The following is a 19,728-nucleotide window of genomic DNA, read 5'->3' as shown; positions in this document are numbered from 1 at the left end:
TGAAATGTGTGATCTAAAATAACAACAAATGATAGAGAGCTCACTTTCAATGAATTACGGCTACCAAATCTAGTAACCACTTATCATTTCGATCATTTTTCTCAAAATAATAAAAAGGCACCCCATAAAGAAGTGCCTTGATAAGCATTAAGTAAAATTTAAACTTTATTTAAGTCAAGCTGGACAGGTAAACCATCCTTACATTCTACCGTTACCACTGTCCTTGAACCTCTTCGCTTAATGGACACATTATCCATTGGTTCAGCAAGACTCCAGGCTCCATTTAAAGTTATAGACACAGGCACTACTTGGCTAAGTGTTTCTTTGTCCATATTCAGATCTGGGTTTGCCACACTCATTTCGAGCGTTTTATCTGAGCCTTTAATCATCACAATAGAAGATGTGCTAATAGATTTAACCCATTTATCAGAAATTCGTGCATAGCCGAACGCTGTATATCCTGTTACACCAGATTCTTTATCCTCAACAACATGAGCCTTATCATCTTTACGTATAACGTTATATGGGCGCATATCAGGGTTTGCCATTTTCGCTTTCAGTTCAACCATTTTTTCCGGTGTTGCATCAAGAATGACGATATATTCATACTCAGCATTATCCGGTGCCTTACCATGATCAATCCATGCCGTTGCAAAATCGCCAGATGTTGGTGTCTTATCTTGATTATCTCGTGACTGTTGTGTTTTGCGGTGAATGTTCACATCACCACCTTCAACCACATAATAGCCATTACCCATACCGTCAATCAGCCAGTCACCAACTTCAAGTTTTTGTTCGTAAGGAAATGATGTTATTTTCTCGCCATTCACCCACATTTCCTGTGTGTTCTGAGTGAGACCATACTGGAACAAGGTAGTCTCAGTGGCAAACTCATCTTTACTATTACTGATATTACTGCCGACTAAAATAAGGCGATTATCAAAGCTAAATACAGATTTTTTAGCAGTAAAACTTGGGTCTATCACATTTGGCCATTTTTTAGGATTTTGCAAAACAAAACCAAATGCACCATATTTACCTTTCAAATCCGTTGCACCATTATACTTGATCTTATTACGTAGCATGGTTGTATGTTTATTCGGTGCATCTAACAATTCCCATGGTAAATGAATAGTAGTAGCTCCCGGCATACGATTCCAGTCCCAGCCGTTTTGATTATAGCCCCATTGTTTTTCATCACCCCATTTTTGGATCTGAACACTACCATGGCTTTGGTATCGACCATAACGGTTAGCATTCCGGTAGATCTCAGATGACCATACATATTTATTCCACCCTTTCATTGTTACCATTTTGTCCTGATAACGATATACCCCCATTGCCGCATAGTTAAAGCTATACGCACCTTGAGGGTGGTTTTCAGGAACAATCGGCATACCAAATTCTGCCTCGCCGTCTTTTTTAGTCCCATTAACTACACGTAGATAGGCCGCTGCTAACTCTTGGTCAATACCACTATCATCAGTTCCCGCCAACGCAAGCCATCGATAGCCTTTCGCAATCTTATTGATTGATATGCCATAAAAAGGACGGCGCCCATTAGTCCCCACACCAGGGTTAGGATTACTGTAGATACGAGCGGACAACATAGCTTTTTTCAAATTCTGCCGCGCTTCTAGGCTCAATTCAAATGGAGTATCACTAAGGAGGTAAGCTATATAAGCTGCCGAACGAAATGCAGAAAAAGAGTATCCTGGGTAGTTGCCCTTATGACGAAATGCTGTTCCATCAGGGCGAAACCCATCAGCATAGCCTGGAGGCGTCTGAGCAATGTTACCTGAAATGAACTTACCAAATTTATGCATCAACGCTGCACGTTCTTGCTCATCATCTTCTAATAACAGCATAATGATGTGAGCAAGTGACAAAGTATTATAATAATCAAGATCTGAGCTCTTAGGGCCGACCTTCATGTCAAAGCCACGCTCTTTAAACTCACGCGAGTACCACAATAAAGAATCATGGATAGGTTTTAACAACCCTGCCTGCCTAAGAGGTTCTTCCATTAAAAGCATTGATGCATACCAGCTACGCGTGCTATAACCCCAGTGATGCGTCGTCACTAGACTACTGCCTTTCTGGTATCCCTGATCCAACAAGTGTTCTGACATCAGGAGGTACATCGCCTCCATTTCCATCTTAAGCTGTTGATCATTTGTCTTATGCCAAACCTGAGCTACATCTTGCATAAACTCGGTAAACTTACGAAGATCAACATATTTATCAACAAGTTTTTTATCTTGCGGTGATAAATATTTAGCCTGATAAAGTGTTAATTGTTTTTTGGCAACAATATGCGGGCCGTTAACAACACCGTCCTCTTTGCGCAATTTATAATCTTCAAAATGCTTACGTATCTTTGCTATTTTTTTATCCGAAAGCTGACCTCCGCTTAAGTAGTAGTCTGTTAAATTCGATTTAATTCTCGAAATTGCCCTCAACTCTTCAGGCGTCACCTCAGGTAAACTTCCAGGTAAGCCATAGTCAATCTCTGGCTCCACCAGCTGTGTTGAAACCTGATAGTCAGCCCATTGATAACGAATGTCATCAATACTCACCATTACGCGGTCAATATATATCTTTCCACCTTCCGGCGAATTGGGAGCAGTGATGGTTAACCCCTTCATTTCAGAAGCCGGTGTACCTTTCATATCACGATGAAATGCCAACCCAGCAGAACGCCAACCAGTAAAGTTTAACTTCATTGTGAAGTTACTATTTCCAGTTGAACCAAATTGAAAGTTTAATTCACCATCACTTGGTTTTTCATTATAAATCCAAATCGAAAAAACAGTTGATGCGCTTCGACCATAAGCTGCTTTAGCCTCATCAGGTGTATAGTACCTAAATGGCTTATTTATCTTTAAAGTATCCCCAGAGTTCCAATTCCATACTAGTGATTGATTACCATTAACCGCTCGTTTTGTTGTTACACCTAACTCAGACTTCTCAGATACACTGATAAACTCAGGTAATGAACTTTCTTCAAAAGAAGTTATTTGCGACTGCATTGGGTTATTATGCATATCAATTGACTGTGCTTGGTTGATGTCTTTTTTCGGATTTACATGATCATCAGAATAAGCATTGCTGCAGAACAGCAAGGAAATAATAACAGCAAGTTTTCTTTTATTACCCAGAAATTTAGAATTTAACATAGTCTAGTCCTTCTAAGCAGTCAGCATAAAGCTGACTGCCCTTTAAATTTCATTTGTGATTATAATTAAGCCCTATGAAGATCAATATCAACACCTTGAGCATCTACTGAAATAACAGTTAGTAAGGTATTACCATCACTTTGAACTACAAGGCTGACACCTGCAGGTAAACTGTTAAAGGCCTTCCACTTGCCTTTCAAAGTAATATTCGTCGTAACGGGTTTAGACGGATTATCTTTCCATTTGCGAGAATAAATACTGACTTCTTTTTGCACACCTTTATCGTCATATTGGCTAAAGTCTATGCCTTGATAAAGGTTCAAGTCAGGGTTTACAACAGATAAGCTTAATCGGTTATTATCAGGTGTTGCCATCAGCATTGCTGGTGCATCTACAGCTTCAATAAGGGCATTATCAATCCCCAAAGACGGTTCAAATAATGCGTATGCCGTTGTATTAGACTTTCGGTCCCAAACAATATGCCCGCTGTTATCTTGCTGCATCACGACATATGGCTGACGCTTACTATTCATCTCATATGCAAATTGTTTAACCTGATCCTTTGAGCTATCGACTAGAATGGCATATTCATAACGACCATCTGTCGGCGCCTTTCCATGATCAAGTACCGCTGTGGCAAAACGCCCCTGGGTAGGCTTACTATTTTTCTGATTCACAGAACGCTGCACACCGGCACTGACGCGAATTGCTTCACCGGCTGGTACAAAATAGGCATTGTTTTGTGGGTCCACCAGCACTGAAGCTTTCTCGTTACTGCCAATTTCCAACTCATCAGCAACAGCGACAGGCTTTTCACCAACCATCACGACATCATTCGGATCGCGTAAAGTGCTTTGGAAAAGCGTTGTCTGCGTAGCAAAACGATCTTCACGGGTATGAATATTGGTACCTAAAGAAACAATACGATTGTCGAAGAAGAATACGGACTTGTTGGCTCCAAATGATGCATCATATTTAGGATGCCCTTGAAGTTTCATCGCAAACATACCGTTATTCTGGTGACTTAGTGAACCTGAATAGGTTTGCTCCGAGAATAACATTTCTTCCAGCCCGCTAAAGGCATCCACATTACGCAACTTGCCTTTTAGCTCATCAAAGGGAAGTTGTACTGCAGTCGTGCCTGGCCAGCGGTTCCAGTTCCAACCATCATGACTAAACGCCCTCTCTTTGCCATCAGGCCCCATGATTTCCAATTGCCCGTAGTTGATATAGCGACCATATCGGTTTGCATTGGCATAGGTCTCATTACCGACAAGATAACGGCTAAATCCACGTACCGCCGCAACCCAACCATCACGGCGCTGAATTGACAGATTGGCATAACTCATAGACCAATGTCCGGTCGGTGCCGGAGTTGCCATAAAGCCTTGCGACTTCAAGTAACGAACAAAGATATTTTTTTTCTTCGATAGGCGTAAATACGTACCCGCCATTTCCGCATCAATCAATTCTTTGCCATCAGGAGATCCTGCCATTGCCATATGCATAAATGGTAAAAGATCAATACCTTGCTTCTCAACAGGATGGCGGCCATTAATTGATGCCAACGTTAATGAGTCATTACTATAGACAGCTGTCATTGCAACAACTTTTTTTAGCATACTGTGAGCGTCAGGCGACACAGCATACTGGGTACGGCTCAACGCGTTTACAACCGGAGTCAGCCCTTTGAGTGCCCCTTTTCCATAAGCAGGATAATGCTGGGCATGGTGGAAAATTGATCCATCAGGTTTAAAGCCACCTCCTAAACCATGAGAAGTAGTGATCGAACGGGATAACCAGAAGGTGAATTGCTGTAGGTGCTGGGCCTGAATACTCTCGTTCGGCTGCATTAATATACTGTAAAGCATACCCCGCAGCTGAGTATTCAAAATATCAGCATTTAGATTGGTCATCTCTGATACTGGACGATAGATTCGTCCAGTAAGAGAAAACCATGACATCATATTACTCACATCATCCAATAGCTCTTCGCGCTTGAGTAAGTCCCGGGTTAGGAAGTGCGCCTGGAACAATGAACGAAAGCTATATCCCATATGGTGTGATGTTCCCAGCCCGCTGCCGGCGGTATACCCTTGATCAAAGGCATAGCGAGTTAGCTGTATATACATCTCAGATAACGTTTGCTTGTCTTGATCTGAGATATCATCGCTGCGAATGGCTTTTGCCAGTTCCAGCATATACTCGCCGTATTTACGAATTTCAGTACCACTGAAAACAGTTTCAAATCCTTCTTGATTAAGTAACCCCTTATTAACACCTTTATTTTGAAAGATTTTCAACCGGTTCTTATTGCTTAGAGGTTTACCTGTTACCACCCCACTATTTTCTGTTAACTTGTATAAATCATACTTTTTGTAAAGTTTTTGAACATCTGGTGTTTTTTTATCATCTTGCAATACAAAACTTTCAAGCTTCGTATTAATGGCAATGATCGAGTCATGATCAACAGACTGCACTTTAACTGTCTGCTGAGCCTTATCTAAAAGAGTCTGATAACGATATAGTGATAACCAGTGACGATTTGGTGCAGTATCTGAAGCGATATTGATATAAGGAACAATATTATCTCGTGTTGGCCAACGAGGATCAGCAGGAATACTTAGCATCACCTGATCTAGAAAAATTTTTCCAGAGTTGACACTTTTCGGTGCAGATAGCTGCATATAATCCATTTTTTCGCTTGGATAACCATCCATGTCTTTAAATGGAATGAGTAGATGACGCCACCCTTTGAAGTCCATGTTTATATCAAACGACACTTGAGCTTTACCGTCGGTTCCAAACTCAAATGTAAGCTGCGCATCCCTAGCTTGCGGGTTATAAATCCAGGCAGAGAATGTACTTTGAGACTGATCGGTATCATTGGCAACAAAGGGCCTGTAACCAACAGGCTGGGAAAATGTCAGAGTAGAACCGGCTTTATATCCCCACGCTAAGCTTGTTTTACCATCCTTAAAATGAGAGCTTGATAATGATAGTGCGCTGTCGGAAGACGCGGAAACGGTGCTGGGCATTCCATTCTCAAAGAAATACATCACCCCACCAGGTTGCTGATACGAAGACATATCAAGCGTTTCAATCGGTTGAGTTTCTTCACTTTGGCTACAACCACTAACCACTGTAGTTGCAATTAATAATGCCAAATTCGTTATTTTTTTATTATTCATATAATAACCACTTTTGCGATTGGCACACTTAAAATGCATATAGAGCTCTTCCGTATACCATCATATTTTCAGCTTGTGCATCCCACTCCCTTTCCACACTAAGGCTCCAAGCAACACTCCCATTCGTTTCCCAGAGAAGAGTCGCATGAGCCTGATAACGTGTATCTTCACGCTCTTTCACTCCGACAGTGAAGCTTTCTCCACCACTAGCCAGGCGAGCAGTTTTCGTAAGCTCATCATCTAGCACTTCAAAACTGGCACTTGCACCAAGACGAGTTTGAATAACACCATAATCAAAAGAGTAACTATGGGCTAATTCCACTCCCATACCAAGGTTAAGTTCTTGATAGTGCTGTGTATCATAGGCCAAGGCTGCCGGAGAGCCAGACGACAAGTCAACATCACCTTTTTTAGTAAAAGTACGAACATAATTCTCGGCATAATCTTCTACTTTCACCCATGTATAGTCAGTCGATAAAGTTGGCAATAAAGTAAAATCTTGCCAATATAATGGGTAAATAACATCAAGCTCTAATGCAATATTTTGACTATTGAACATAGCGAAGGCATCAGTATGCTCATCATAGCCAGTCGTTGAACCAATTGTTCGGCTACTTGTATTCGCATTCCAACCCACGACACCTCGCCCACTGAAATACAAATCAGATAACGCAACCATGCCATAAATAGCGGCCTGGTAAGAGTCTATATCTGTTTCATTTTTATATAATCGGCTAGTAGCTTTTACTTTCTGTTGGCTTATAGCAACACCAAGCGTTGTTGCCTCTGAGAACATTTTTTCATACCCAACAGCAAAACCGTTAGCAGTTGAGTCAACCCCATCATAACGATTCGTTCCCTGGGTATTTATAGGCTCTTTGTAGTCTGATGACAAAAAACTTACCCAAACAGAATTCCTAGCCGAGTTGCCTAGTAAATAATCAGTTATTCGAACGCTCAAGGCATTAGTAAACAAATCTTGCGCCTGAATAACCCCGTAGATATTTGCACCACTACGATCAGGTGTCAGTTCAGCAGCTAACTGTGCCGCTTCTGCATCCGTTGAAGCTGAAGCCAAAAGATCCAGTAATTCAATGTTATTATCAGCCTCTGCTTGCTCTTGTAATCTACGAATGACATATGATTCAGTTGCATCGGCTCCTCCAGCGACAGCACGATCTGCTACATTGAGCTCAGCTGCTCTTGCATTGCCAGCACCGGCACCAAATGAAATCACAGCAGCAATAGCAACTGTTAATACTGACCTGTTCATTTGTTGCCTTACCTTAGTTATTGCCATTGCCTTTTCCTCTTCTACATTTCATTGCAATACGTTTAGCCTCAATCAAAGTAGTGCACATCGCATACTATGACGCCGAAGCTTTCGTTAACTTTCATAGTATGCGTATTGTTTTGCTTTTTCAGTGATCTTCATTTTGTTTTTCTGATTTTATCTTGTTTTTGTTTTCGTGATGCAATGCACGAAAGAAAACGAAAGATGGTGGTATATTAGTTGAAATTATGTTTGAACAGCATTTGACAGTATTGCTTGTCAGTGTGGATTGATGTTTATTATGAACATGGAGTAGAAGAGAATGTTCCCTTTGTCTGGCAATATGACTTGCGGTCATAGCACTAAAAAAAAGGTCTTACTTTGCGCAATTTTAGCTAGCCTTACAGCACTACCTGCTGTAGGCCATGCTTCTCCCCTCAGCAAAACTTATAATGCCCTGACATCAAAAAGTAAGATTTCAATATCATTAGTTAACTACTTTAAATCGACTGATAAATACTTTAGAGATAAAAACCTAGATATAGAAAGATTTGACACGCAACATGAATGGGCACAATCTGCAGGCTTATTTTACAGTACAGGGAAAGTCCGGATTGCCAAGTCTCCTATTAGGGCTGGAGTCAACCTAGGTTACAATTATGTGTTTGAACTTGATACATCATATCCAGGAGATACTCATAACTGGTATGGTGGTGAAAAAATATTACAGAGCACTGATTGTAGTTGGTCAGGCAACGAACCTAATACGGGTTCATACAAATGTAAGGGATTTAATAATTATGGCAAACTCCCTGTTGCTAACGTTCAACTTAGCTGGAAAAAAGGGGGGATGTGGATTGGTGATGGCTTCTATACTGCTGGCTTAATCTCAACAGCTGATGAGAATGATGCGTTACTATCAAGCTACCGTGGTTTCATGGTAAGACAAAAATATCAAGATTACCGGATTCGAGGAGCTTTTGTAACTGGCTTTATGGCTGGTAATGGAAGCGACATGGGTAATTTAGAAGGAAAAACCGATTATTATGATATCGAGCCTAGTATTACTTATGACTACCTGTATACAGCTGATGTAAAAAGAACAATAGGTGATGACGCAGGATTTCAAATTGCCTATGGTGAAGCCAAGGATTACTTACGCCGCTATATGACAAATGCCTGGGTAAGAGTTCCCGTTGGGACACAAACTAATATTTATGCATTTGGCCAATACTATTATAATCATTCAGCAGGTCACTTATGGGATATTGACCGCGAAGCCGGTATGGTTAGTTTTGATCAATATGCATCCAATATTGGCTATATCTTAGCACTCGAACATGATGCGTGGAAAGTGCAATATGGTTATATGAAAACCCACGCCCCACTTGAGAATGAAAGTAAATTAGGTAGTTTTAGTTATGGATTCGGAAATGCTAAAGGCTATATGAAAACAACTGTTGGCGGTGGCTATGCTGGTTTCCGTCGTGACGGCCAAGAAGCTATGTCGGTTGCTGCAATATATGATTTTCGAAACTTTGATATGCCAGGCCTAGATATTCGTTATATTTACAACTGGAGTGATTCTATTGCCAAAAGTAAACTAACCGGTGGCTTAGACTATGGTAAGGAATATGAACACGTCATCAAAGTTAATTATGAACCTAAATCAGGCATGTTTGAAGACTGGTATGTCAACTATAAACACGTTTTCTATCGTCCTGATGCCACTGTTGCTAGTCTGAGTCAAGATGACCCTCAAAACAAAGCAGATAAGACAACAATTAAGTTAATTGTAGGTTATAACTTTACTCTTTAAAGTCATTAGCAATACGGGGCAATTGATTACCATCAGTTGCCCTACTATCAACAATCTTCAAGATAACCCGCCCCCTTTTTTTCATTCGTCACTCACACGGCTAGCCGTAACTTTCATTCACTTTTTGTGATCTAGACACTAGCCATACAACCTTCGTAAAGTTACGATACGAAAGACAATGAAAGCTATCCTTGTTGTTGAGTTTAACTTCGACATAACAAGATTTAACTGCTCATGATCAGATACAAATAGACTTATCCTGTCGTTAAATAGACATACAACCATGAGCGAAAAAAGCAGAAGAGGTAATATCTCGACTATGGTTAGCAGCTAAAACTGAGTCTTAAACGTCAAGGCAACCTTCTTGTTACAGACTAATTTTCATTATAAATCAAGAGCATGACAACGATGAAGTCGATAAAAACACTAACACTTCTAGCTATAATGACCTGTGCAGGTATTGCCCAGGCCCAAACATCCATTGATCCTCAGGTGTTAATTCATGATAAGGGCACATTGCTATATAGCGATGACTTTAGCCAAGACTTTGACCAATGGGTAATAGAAAAAACGGATAAGACTCAAGTCTCTCTTATTAACCAAGAGCTTGATATTGATGATAGTGCAGGTGTCACCATCTGGTTCAAGGAAGACATTCAAACCCCTTCAGTTATTGAATTCAACGGTGCGGTTGTAGTCAACGGTGGCCCTAACGACCGTGGAACTGACTTCAATTTTTTCTGGATGGCACAAGAACCCGGTAGCAGCGACTTCTTTAAAAAGTCAGCTTGGCGAGGTGGAGATATGCGCAAGTATGATCCAATGCGCTTGTACTATATCGGCTATGGGGCCAACAATAACAGTACCACACGATTCCGCCGCTATCCGGGGGACGGCACCCGCCCGTTGCTACCTGAATATGATGTCAGCGAAAAAGCGTTCATGAATACACCTAACAAACACACAAATATCAAAATCGTAAACCTTGATGACAAGATTTTAGTATTTGCTAACGATAAGCAGCTTTATGAAATCAAAGACAAGAGTCAGTTTAAATCCGGAAAATTTGGCTTCAGAACCTGGAAAAGCCACCTTCGCGTCGATGACTTCAAAGTCTACTCCCTTGATTAATCAGCAACAGATAAAAGGACGCTAAGAAAAGCCATGTCAATATCAAGACGAAACTTTATCAAAAGTATTGCCGGAGCTGCAGCGACAACAACAGCCGCATCAGCAATTGCAAGCAATTCGAGCTCGCTATCTAACACAAAACAGCGCACAAACGAAAAACCAAAGAATATACTAATCATTACTGCAGATCAGCTATCCCGCCATGCTGTTGGTGGTTATGGAAATAAAGACGTACAGACACCCTCCATTGACCAATTAATCCGTAAGGGTACACGTTTCAATTCCGCCTACTGTGCATACCCGTTATGTGGTCCTTCTCGTGCATCATTTTGGACAGGACGCTTACCGCATCAAAATGGTGTGCATGGTAATAACAGTCCGGATATACCTGAAACAATGACCACTCTTGGTGAGCTATTCAGTGAAGCTGGTTATGAAGCAGTACACTTTGGTAAGCGCCATGATTTCGGCTCTCTTAAAGGCTTTGACTGTAGCGAACAAGTCGAAATCGATCTTGAGGCTCCAGCCGCCTTCCCTGTTAATTACGACTCGCGCGAAGATGTTTATGCTGAACAAAAAAGTGTTGAGTACCTGGCTAAAAAGCATGACAAGCCATTTATTATGGCTGTAGATTTCAACAACCCACATAATATATGTGGCTGGGTAGGTGCTTTCGCTGGCCCCCATAACGATATCCCGGGTATCGGCCCATTGCCGCCACTTCGAGATAATTTCGAAAACCAAGATGAAATAACAGACCGTCCACCGGCTATACAGTACATGTGCTGTACCCACCACCGAATGCATCAAGCGGCGCATTGGAATGAACTTAACTACCGCCAATATCTGGCCGCTTACTACCATTACACCAAAATGGGTGATGATTCGATAAGTAAAGTACTTAACGCACTGCAACAATCAGATGCCGCTGATAATACCTTAGTCGTTTTCTTTAGTGATCACGGTGATGGTATGGGTAGCCACCGCCTGGTGACGAAATTCAATTATTTCTATGAAGAGACAACAAACGTTCCGTTTGTACTTGCCGGGCCGGGAATACCTGTAGGCAAACAAAATGATGAACTCGTTTCTCTTTGTGATTTGGTGCCAACACTATGTGATTATGCGAACATAGAAGTTCCAGATGGATTATATGGCCGCAGCGTATTGCCTTTACTCACAGGTGAAACCCCAGCAGATTGGCGTGATGCCGTTGTCAGCCAGTGGTATACCAGCCGTGAAATGACGATTGAACCAGCACGGATGTATAGAACCAAAACGCACAAATATACCGTGTACCAAGAAGGTGGTGAGGAGCTATTTGATATAGTCAACGACCCGGGTGAAACTCGAAACCTAGCTTCAGATCCGACAGCAAAAGCATTGCTCGATCATTACCGTAAAGCATTTGCTACGTACACTCAGCAATGGGTCGATCCATTCAAGGCGTTGGCGGTATATGTGGACGAAGAATGGCGCGATCATGAACCGGGTTATACTAACCATGAAGGTGCATGCGCAATTGACGCTTATCTAGAAGCAAAAGCAGCAGGTTCACATACTTAACAAGAAATATTCTAATAAAAAACCTCATCGTAATGATGAGGTTTTTCTTCTCACAAGTGAAACAAAAAATCATGACAGCATTACTCAACCAAACTTATCGTAAGATAATATCGATATCAGGTGATGGCACTTATGATACCAGGCAGTTCGATCAGGCTATTCAACGTAAGAAGCCGCTTCCATTTACCCCTCTCCCATTTACCCCTCTCAGAACTGGAACCGCTTACTACCGTCAATCATTTATAAGAAAAGTTAACATAGCTTTCAATCTTTTTTTTCCACTTAGTGTAACCAGCTCCGTTTAGATGAATGCCATCAATCGTATATTTTGGAGATAAGACACCTTCATTAGATAATCCCAAATTTATATCAAAGTACTTCACACCTAACTGTTTAGAAAGAGAACGTAATATAAGATTAAGCTCTCTAACCTTAAGGTTAACATCTCTACGTTGCGTAATAAGAGTAGATTGAACATATACGTCCATACCAGATTCTAATAAAGATTCGATTATTATTTTATAATTCGTAACAATAAAGCTTATTTCTTTTCCATTTAGAATATCATTTATTCCTATCATGATAAAAGCTTTCTTCGCCTTAGTATTAACAATGCTATCAATTCTATCTATAACCCCATCAGTAGTATCACCACCTATACCTCTGTTTGCAGTTAATAATGTTGGAAATAGCTCATTCCAATGTGCCCAACCTGTAATGCTATCACCGATGAATACTACGTCAAAGTCATCTACATATTCTTGTTCAAAAAAAGACTTTTTATATTTATACTTAATTGTTTTTGAATTCATTTCAGCTTTTTTACTCACTATGCCTTTAATAATCCCATATGGTAATAGGCGGTACTCTACTGTAGCGGCACCATATAAAAATGAACACAAAACCAGTAATAACAGTATTACTTTTTTCATCATTGAGCCTCTTATCATGACAATTCAGATAGTTCTAACGGTTCTTAAATTATTAAAAAATAAATTATCATTGTGTAATGATATGTCTTGCATAACTGTAAAGATACCAGAACACAAAATGAAATCAAATGAAAACTCACTCATACATACAAAGATCACAAATCCAAGATTAAACACAATGAACAAAAACACATTAAACACCTAAAAATCAATCACTTACTCAAAAATAAGCTTTTTTTGCAATGAGCTTTCATTTGATTTCGAAGTGACCAAGACGTAAGATTGTGAATATTGATTGACTGTAATTGTATAAGGCATACGAATGAAGATAAAACTACTACCGATATCAATGCTTATTATTTTTAGTGGCTTATCACATGCTAGTGACTTACAAGCTACGAATAAAGCAGACCTATTTAAAAGCTTAAAGCGCGCAAAATGCGGTGATACCATATATATAAATGATGGTATTTATAAAGATGTTCAATTTAAAGCAAATAAAGTTTGCAGCAGTAAAAAGCAATTAACGTTAACATCAAAAAATCCAGGAAAGGTTTCATTTACTGGTGATGTGAATATTATGCTTACTGGTGATTATTTTACCTTATCAGGTATAAATTTCGTTGATGGTAATCGTGATTATGATTCTGATTTAATTACAGTCAGAGGAAAGGGTAATCGAATCTCCAATAACAACTTTGATAGTTTTGATGACAGTAAAGGCATTTGGATAAAACTGGAAGGTACACACTCCTTAATTGATCACAATAGTTTTTCAGGAAAAAAAACAAAAGGAAGCTATATTAATATAGATGTTGATTCATCGACACCAAGTTATCATAAGGTGTCATATAACTATTTTACGCGTCCACTACTTGGTGGCAATGGTGGCTCAGCATCACGAGTCGGTCATGGAAGTATGCATGACTATAACGCAAGAAATATTTTTGAGTTTAATTTATTCGACAATGAAAACGGTGAGTCTGAAGTTGTTTCCATAAAAAGTAGTGAAAACATATTCAGAAACAATACATTTCTTAATTCCAAAGGACACTTAAGTTTACGTCAGGGCAAGCGTAATGTTGTTATTGATAATTACTTTTTAGGGAGTGGTGCTGCAAAAGAAAATGGCTTATTTGTAAGAGGTGAAGATCACTTAGTTTTTAACAACTACTTTTATAATATGGCACCATCTAAAAAGAAAAAGGATTTTGGTACCATTTCATTTGGTGCCTCTAGCTCAAAATTTGATCAAAAAAGAGCCGATCGTGGCTTAAATCCGTTTCATTTCCCTAAAACAAAAAATGTTTTTCTTGTTAACAATACTACTGTGCAATCAAAATCCAGTTCTATTGTCATTGGTAGCCAATATTCACTAAAGGATAAGAAGAATAGAAGTACCCTTCCAGAGAACATTTATATCATTAATAACATTTTGTCTAATGCCAAATCTGCTATCAATATTATCAAAGAAAATAATAATAACATTTTAGACAATAATTACATTTCTGGTATGAAATCTAAACAATCCTATAAAGGGTTGCAAGAAAAAGACATCATATTTACTCAGAAGGGTCGTTTATCATTACCTGAAAACAAAGAGTCATTTAAGTCCACACCTTTAACTGATTATATAAATAAGATGAAACTTTTTGAAAGCGATTGGAATGAGTATTCCCCTCTAAAACAGAGATTAGAAAATGTTACTAACGCAGGTTTCTCTGAAATTAAAGATGCTCAAGGCAAGCCCCTTCCTCCTCTAACTAAAGAAGATGTTGGCGTAAACTGGTAGCAAATTACAAACCATCATAAAGAGCCTTATATCAAATCTTTTAAGGCTCTTTCTTTTCCCAAAACTTTCTCATCATTCATATCCAACTTTTTGAATATAACTTTTGAACAACCTTTCGAATTGTGATCTGAATTTACCACCCAGCTTTCGAAAGCTTTCAAAGCCTCTATAATTCATGATATCTTAATCAGTGCGAAAACAAACAAAACCAAGCATGATAGACAGCTTTCTAACTATAGACAATGCTACTTTATGCATAAATTAATCACAGATGAGCAAATTAGCTTAACTGTACGACATAGATGGTAATAATTATGAAGAGAAATCCAATACTTCTAGGCTTACTTCTTTCGCTGAGCAGTACTGCTTATAGTAGCGATTATTTTGTAGACGATACTTCAACTTTAAGCAATGCACTTAGTAATTCATCCTGCGGCGACAATATTTTCTTAAATGATGGGATTTATAGTGATGTACAGTTTACTGTATCTAAAAGTTGTACCGACACAACGGGCTTAAAAGTAATTGCGGTTAATCCAGGTGCCGTTAGTTTTACGGGAGATCTGGATATTAACATTCTCGGCCGATATTTTGAGCTTTCTGGAATAAACTTTGAAAATGGTAGTCGGTCTGTAGAAGGTGATCTAATTACAGTAGCAGGAAAGAAAAACCGAATCACCAATAACAAATTTAGTGACTTTGATGATAAGAAAGGCGCTTGGATAAAGCTACAAGGCAAATACAACCGTGTAGACCATAATAGCTTTTCTGGTAAACAAAGCGAAGGCAGTTATATAAACATTGATATCGCAGCAACGACACCATCCTATCACAAGGTCGATTATAACTATTTCACTCGCCCTTTACTTGGTAGTAATGGCGGTTCTGCATCTCGCGTTGGGCATGGAAGCATGCACGATTATAACGCACGAGTAATTTTTGAATATAACCTTTTTGAAGGTGAAGATGGTGAATCTGAAATTGTTTCTATCAAAAGCAGCGAAAATATCTTCAGAAATAATACTTTTTTAAATTCAAGGGGTCATTTAAGCCTTCGACAAGGCAAGCGTAATGTCGTTATTGACAACTACTTTATTGGTAGCGGGCAAACAAAAGAAACTGGCGTATTCGTACGAGGTGAAGACCATATTATTTTCAACAACTATTTCTTCAATATGACACCAACCGCTGCAGACAATGACTACGGTACTGTCTCTTTTGGCGCCTCAACGACAACGCCTGATCCTGCAAGGGAAGCCCTAGGATTAAATCCTTACCACTATCCAAAGACACAGAACGTTTTTTTAATCAACAACACTATTGTTAAGTCAAAATACAGTTCTATTTATATTGGAAGCCAGTACGATATTAATGATATTAAAGATAGAACAACGCTACCTGGAAAATTATACCTCCTGAACAACGTAATCTTTAAAGCTGATAACTCTTTAGGCGAAGTTCAAAGTAATCCAGATCATGTCTTTTTGAATAACTATATAGCCAATATTGCCAACAATAACGACACCGTTGGCTTTGATAATGTATCAATGACGTTAAAGCTTAGAAATGGCATTAAAGTTCCTAAATCAAGTGCTATTACTGATTATGAGGAACCATCAAACCACTTCTCTGACATGAAAGCGCTAACTTCTACATGGAATGAGTACAAATCAATAAAATCTCGCATGGAAAACATTTCAACACCAGGATTTGATTTCCCTACTGACTCAAGTGGGAACCTTCTACTGCCACTAACAAGAACGGATGTTGGCACAACTTGGTAAGGCTTTAGTGTCTATATCTTTATCCAAATAAGTTAGGCTGGAAACTGGAACTCTGCTTTAAGCAGAGTTCCCTTTAAGTTATTCCTGATTATGATCTAGTCTCTTTTGTTGCTTAAAACCGGCTAACCTTATCTCAATACCTGACGCTCCCGGTTTATACAGTCCATATTTAAAATATGTACCATACTTATCGTTATTACCAAGATTCCCTTTCCAATCAAGTACTTTAATGTTATTCATCCATAATTTTACCGAGCCATTGTTAGCAGTCCTGTCCATTACTATTGCCTCATTTTGCCGAGATTCCATCATTGACGGCCAAATGATCTCCCAACGCATATCAATCCATTGTTCTCTAGGCAGTTCTGACAAACGCTTCATATACGGATTGGATATGGTTTTAGTTCCAAGTTTACTTAGTTTGGGGCCAGTCAGGGGGGGACGTAAGTTTACACGATCTCTCTTATTGGTAACTCGATTATGATCTGATCTTACCGATACATACAAGTAGCCTTCCCCGACTTTTAATGCCAAAGGCGGGTACCCCCCCTGATCAACAGTAAATCCATTTTTATCCTTTTTATCAATGCTATATCCTACGCCAGACTTGAAATACATTTTACTCAATACTTCTGAGTTAAACTGATTCAATGTGTACTCTACAATTTTACCTGTTGGCGTTCGAATCGTTGTTCTATCGGGAATGCCATGCCACTGAGATATGATTCCTTTACTTTCTTCATTAAGCGACGAGGGTAGCCACAGTCCATATGTATAAATCCAAGTTTGTCTGCTTTTGCTTACTTTTCCTTTCCCATAATGATAAAGAGACTTTGCCTTTATATGATTATTCCGCTCACTCAATGATAGATGCTTAATATCATTATCAGTCGTAAATAACGAAGAAAACTCTATCCGATTTTTCCTATCATCCTTCATTCTAAAAAGATAACTTGGATGACCGTTATAAGTATTGTAATTATCTCTAAAAACATGATACCCATCAGCTAACGAACCAACAGGCACCATATTCCCTTCTATGATTTGCTCTGAATGAACAACTTCAGTTTGAACATTAAACCTGTTAGTTATCTCTTCTAAGCTAGCTACATTCTTTCTCTGAACAGATTCAGTTAGCAAATGATTACAACCGGAAATCATTGAAGCTACCGTCGTAACCACAATGATGTTAAACCTTCTTTTATACATAACGACTGGTTAGTTTTTTGACTTATAACTAACAGAGTACATTCAAAAGAAAAAATGCATAATTCGCATGAGTAATAGTTGTGAACTAACTATGATCCGAAAGTATTTTACGAAATCAACCTTTCATTCACCTAGCACTGAACACCATAATGAGCTCTATTCAACTTCCTCATACGTCTTGGCCATCTCTTCGGGAGCAATACCGTATCCGCCATCGGCTAGGTAGCCACCTTTATATACAGTCATTCCTTTATTATTCCATTCAACAGCAATCACAGCAGTATCTCCGTTCTCGCTACCTAGCAAGGTGAGGACTTCATCGGTAATAGGAATTGCCTTAATGGTCTTGATCCGCTTGAAGGGCTCAAACTCGGTGAATTCAGGCAGCTTGCCGTATGTTGTCTCCCATTTATCCTTAAGGACCAACCACTCGTTGAACACGGCACCACTCACCGGATCAGGGTTACGGGCAATCACAACAGCATCAGACAGCTCGTTCACAGTTTCCAGTACCGGCTTCCCTGCCTCGTCGGCGACATAGGTCGGAAATACCCGGCCAATTTCACTATGATGAGGCAGGCGGCCATAGGTCAGCGCCTTCTTGCGAAACTCTTTGGCAGAGTCAAACTCGGCCATCACTTCTGGGATGTCTTGGAAGGCAACGGGAACAGTATCGGCAGAGACGCCGAAACTCGATAGCCCCATAAAGGAGCTAACGGCTATCGCAAGTAAGGCGTTTTTCATTTTAATCTCAATCAGATCAGGCTAAACATATCTGGCCATGTTAATACCAAATTATCCAACGGCCTAATTTACTCTTTCGTTATCACCTTTATCCGACCGAAAAAAGATATCCCAGCAAGCACAAGAGCGCCTGATAATAGCCCTATTACCGCATTAACCAGTGCCGGTAGCATGAGTGGGCCGCCGGGGATCATGTCCACCCTTTCAGCAAGGTGGTGAACTAAGGCATGAGAATTCGGGATACTGTGGACAACGATACCGCCACCGACTAAGAACATAGCAATGGTGCCGATCACGGCCAGAAATTTCATTAAATACGGCGCGGCGTTGATCAATGTATTGCCAACAGCATGTTTATATGAAGCCACATAACTGTTTCTAACCAGATACAATCCCAGATCATCAAGTTTGACGATACCCGCCACTAACCCATAGACACCTATCGTCATCAATACGGCAATCAGGCTGATCACCAGTACCTGGGTAACAATAGGCACTTCCTGCACCGTGCCCAGCGCAATCACAATAATCTCGGCCGACAAGACAAAGTCAGTCCGTATCGCGCCTTTAATCTTCTGCTTTTCAAACTCAACAACATCGTCGGCTTTATCTAAGCCATCTAGCAGTTCGGATTCTTTTAGCTGCGGCGAATGAAGCATTTTCTCTACGACTTTCTCAAATCCTTCGTAGCAAAGAAACAGGCCGCCAACAAGCAGCATTGGGGTGATCAGCCACGGGGCAAAAGCGCTGATCAGCAAAGCAGCCGGAACCAATATTAACTTGTTTCGAAATGATCCTTTGGCTACAGCCCAGACAACCGGTATCTCCCTTTCTGCCCTCACGCCTGAGACCTGCTGGGCATTCAATGCAAGATCATCACCTAACACGCCAGCCGTCTTTCGGGCGGCAACTTTACTCATTACCGCTACGTCATCAAGTACAGTCGCGATATCATCTAATAGGGCCAATAAACTTGCTCCAGCCACATAGCACTCCTAACAGTCAGATTTTACAAGAATATTTTTTAAACATAGCGAACGTTCTAACTTGCATCAAACTGTTCGTGTCTGGTTAACTGTGATTTCACAGCCGCCGTCACTTTTCGCTT

At 39.9% G+C, this 19,728-nt stretch carries 12 protein-coding genes; 5 read left to right on the top strand and 7 right to left on the bottom strand.

What is annotated here, in order from left to right; genetic code table 11:
• Positions 1-158: 158 nt before the first annotated feature.
• The 3 genes from BIT28_RS21100 to BIT28_RS21090 all read right to left on the bottom strand — a co-directional run bounded on the left by BIT28_RS21100 (position 159) and on the right by BIT28_RS21090 (position 7,670).
• Positions 159-3,179: a chondroitinase family polysaccharide lyase gene (locus tag BIT28_RS21100; protein WP_075766912.1), complete on the bottom strand. Its 3,021-nt coding sequence runs from the start codon at positions 3,177-3,179 to the stop codon at positions 159-161.
• 65 nt (positions 3,180-3,244) lie between these two features.
• On the bottom strand, positions 3,245-6,370 hold the full coding sequence (locus BIT28_RS21095; protein WP_175577578.1) for a chondroitinase family polysaccharide lyase: 3,126 nt from the start codon (positions 6,368-6,370) through the stop codon (positions 3,245-3,247).
• A gap of 28 nt (positions 6,371-6,398) precedes the next feature.
• On the bottom strand, positions 6,399-7,670 hold the full coding sequence (locus BIT28_RS21090) for an autotransporter outer membrane beta-barrel domain-containing protein (RefSeq protein WP_083652031.1): 1,272 nt from the start codon (positions 7,668-7,670) through the stop codon (positions 6,399-6,401).
• Between the two features lie 295 nt (positions 7,671-7,965).
• On the opposite strand from BIT28_RS21090, the gene BIT28_RS21085 reads away from it, so the two are divergent.
• The 3 genes from BIT28_RS21085 to BIT28_RS21075 all read left to right on the top strand — a co-directional run bounded on the left by BIT28_RS21085 (position 7,966) and on the right by BIT28_RS21075 (position 12,159).
• The gene (locus BIT28_RS21085) at positions 7,966-9,462 is read left to right on the top strand and encodes an OprD family porin (RefSeq protein WP_075766909.1); all 1,497 of its coding nucleotides are present in this window, start codon (positions 7,966-7,968) and stop codon (positions 9,460-9,462) included.
• 408 nt (positions 9,463-9,870) lie between these two features.
• On the top strand, positions 9,871-10,593 hold the full coding sequence (locus tag BIT28_RS21080) for a DUF6250 domain-containing protein (RefSeq protein ID WP_075766908.1): 723 nt from the start codon (positions 9,871-9,873) through the stop codon (positions 10,591-10,593).
• 33 nt (positions 10,594-10,626) lie between these two features.
• The gene (locus BIT28_RS21075; protein ID WP_083652029.1) at positions 10,627-12,159 is read left to right on the top strand and encodes a sulfatase family protein; all 1,533 of its coding nucleotides are present in this window, start codon (positions 10,627-10,629) and stop codon (positions 12,157-12,159) included.
• Between the two features lie 236 nt (positions 12,160-12,395).
• Here BIT28_RS21075 and BIT28_RS21070 read toward each other — a convergent pair whose 3' ends face one another.
• Positions 12,396-13,094 carry a GDSL-type esterase/lipase family protein gene (locus tag BIT28_RS21070; protein WP_075766907.1) on the bottom strand — a complete coding sequence of 233 codons (699 nt, stop codon included), beginning with the start codon at positions 13,092-13,094 and terminating at the stop codon, positions 12,396-12,398.
• Between the two features lie 319 nt (positions 13,095-13,413).
• Between BIT28_RS21070 and BIT28_RS21065 the strand changes: the two genes are divergently transcribed.
• Together BIT28_RS21065 and BIT28_RS21060 are read left to right on the top strand one after the other, a co-directional pair.
• Positions 13,414-14,883, top strand: coding sequence for a polysaccharide lyase 6 family protein (locus BIT28_RS21065; protein WP_075766906.1), 1,470 nt, complete (start codon positions 13,414-13,416; stop codon positions 14,881-14,883).
• A 314-nt stretch (positions 14,884-15,197) separates the two neighbouring features.
• Positions 15,198-16,667, top strand: coding sequence for a polysaccharide lyase 6 family protein (locus tag BIT28_RS21060; RefSeq protein ID WP_075766905.1), 1,470 nt, complete (start codon positions 15,198-15,200; stop codon positions 16,665-16,667).
• A 78-nt stretch (positions 16,668-16,745) separates the two neighbouring features.
• On the opposite strand, the gene BIT28_RS21055 is transcribed toward BIT28_RS21060, so the two are convergent.
• The 3 genes from BIT28_RS21055 to BIT28_RS21045 all read right to left on the bottom strand — a co-directional run bounded on the left by BIT28_RS21055 (position 16,746) and on the right by BIT28_RS21045 (position 19,606).
• A complete protein-coding gene (locus BIT28_RS21055; RefSeq protein WP_175577577.1) occupies positions 16,746-17,849 on the bottom strand; it encodes a heparin lyase I family protein in 1,104 nt (367 codons plus the stop codon).
• Positions 17,850-18,032: 183 nt separating this feature from the next.
• On the bottom strand, positions 18,033-18,620 hold the full coding sequence (locus BIT28_RS21050; RefSeq protein WP_075766903.1) for a hypothetical protein: 588 nt from the start codon (positions 18,618-18,620) through the stop codon (positions 18,033-18,035).
• A 68-nt stretch (positions 18,621-18,688) separates the two neighbouring features.
• Complete coding sequence (locus BIT28_RS21045; RefSeq protein WP_075766902.1) at positions 18,689-19,606, bottom strand: DUF808 domain-containing protein; 918 nt, start codon at positions 19,604-19,606, stop codon at positions 18,689-18,691.
• Positions 19,607-19,728: the final 122 nt, after the last annotated feature.

The organism is Photobacterium proteolyticum (assembly GCF_001939735.1).
In the GTDB taxonomy this organism is placed as follows: domain Bacteria; phylum Pseudomonadota; class Gammaproteobacteria; order Enterobacterales; family Vibrionaceae; genus Photobacterium; species Photobacterium proteolyticum.
Note: the sequence above shows the minus strand (reverse complement) of the source record. Positions and strands in the feature narration are given on the sequence as shown.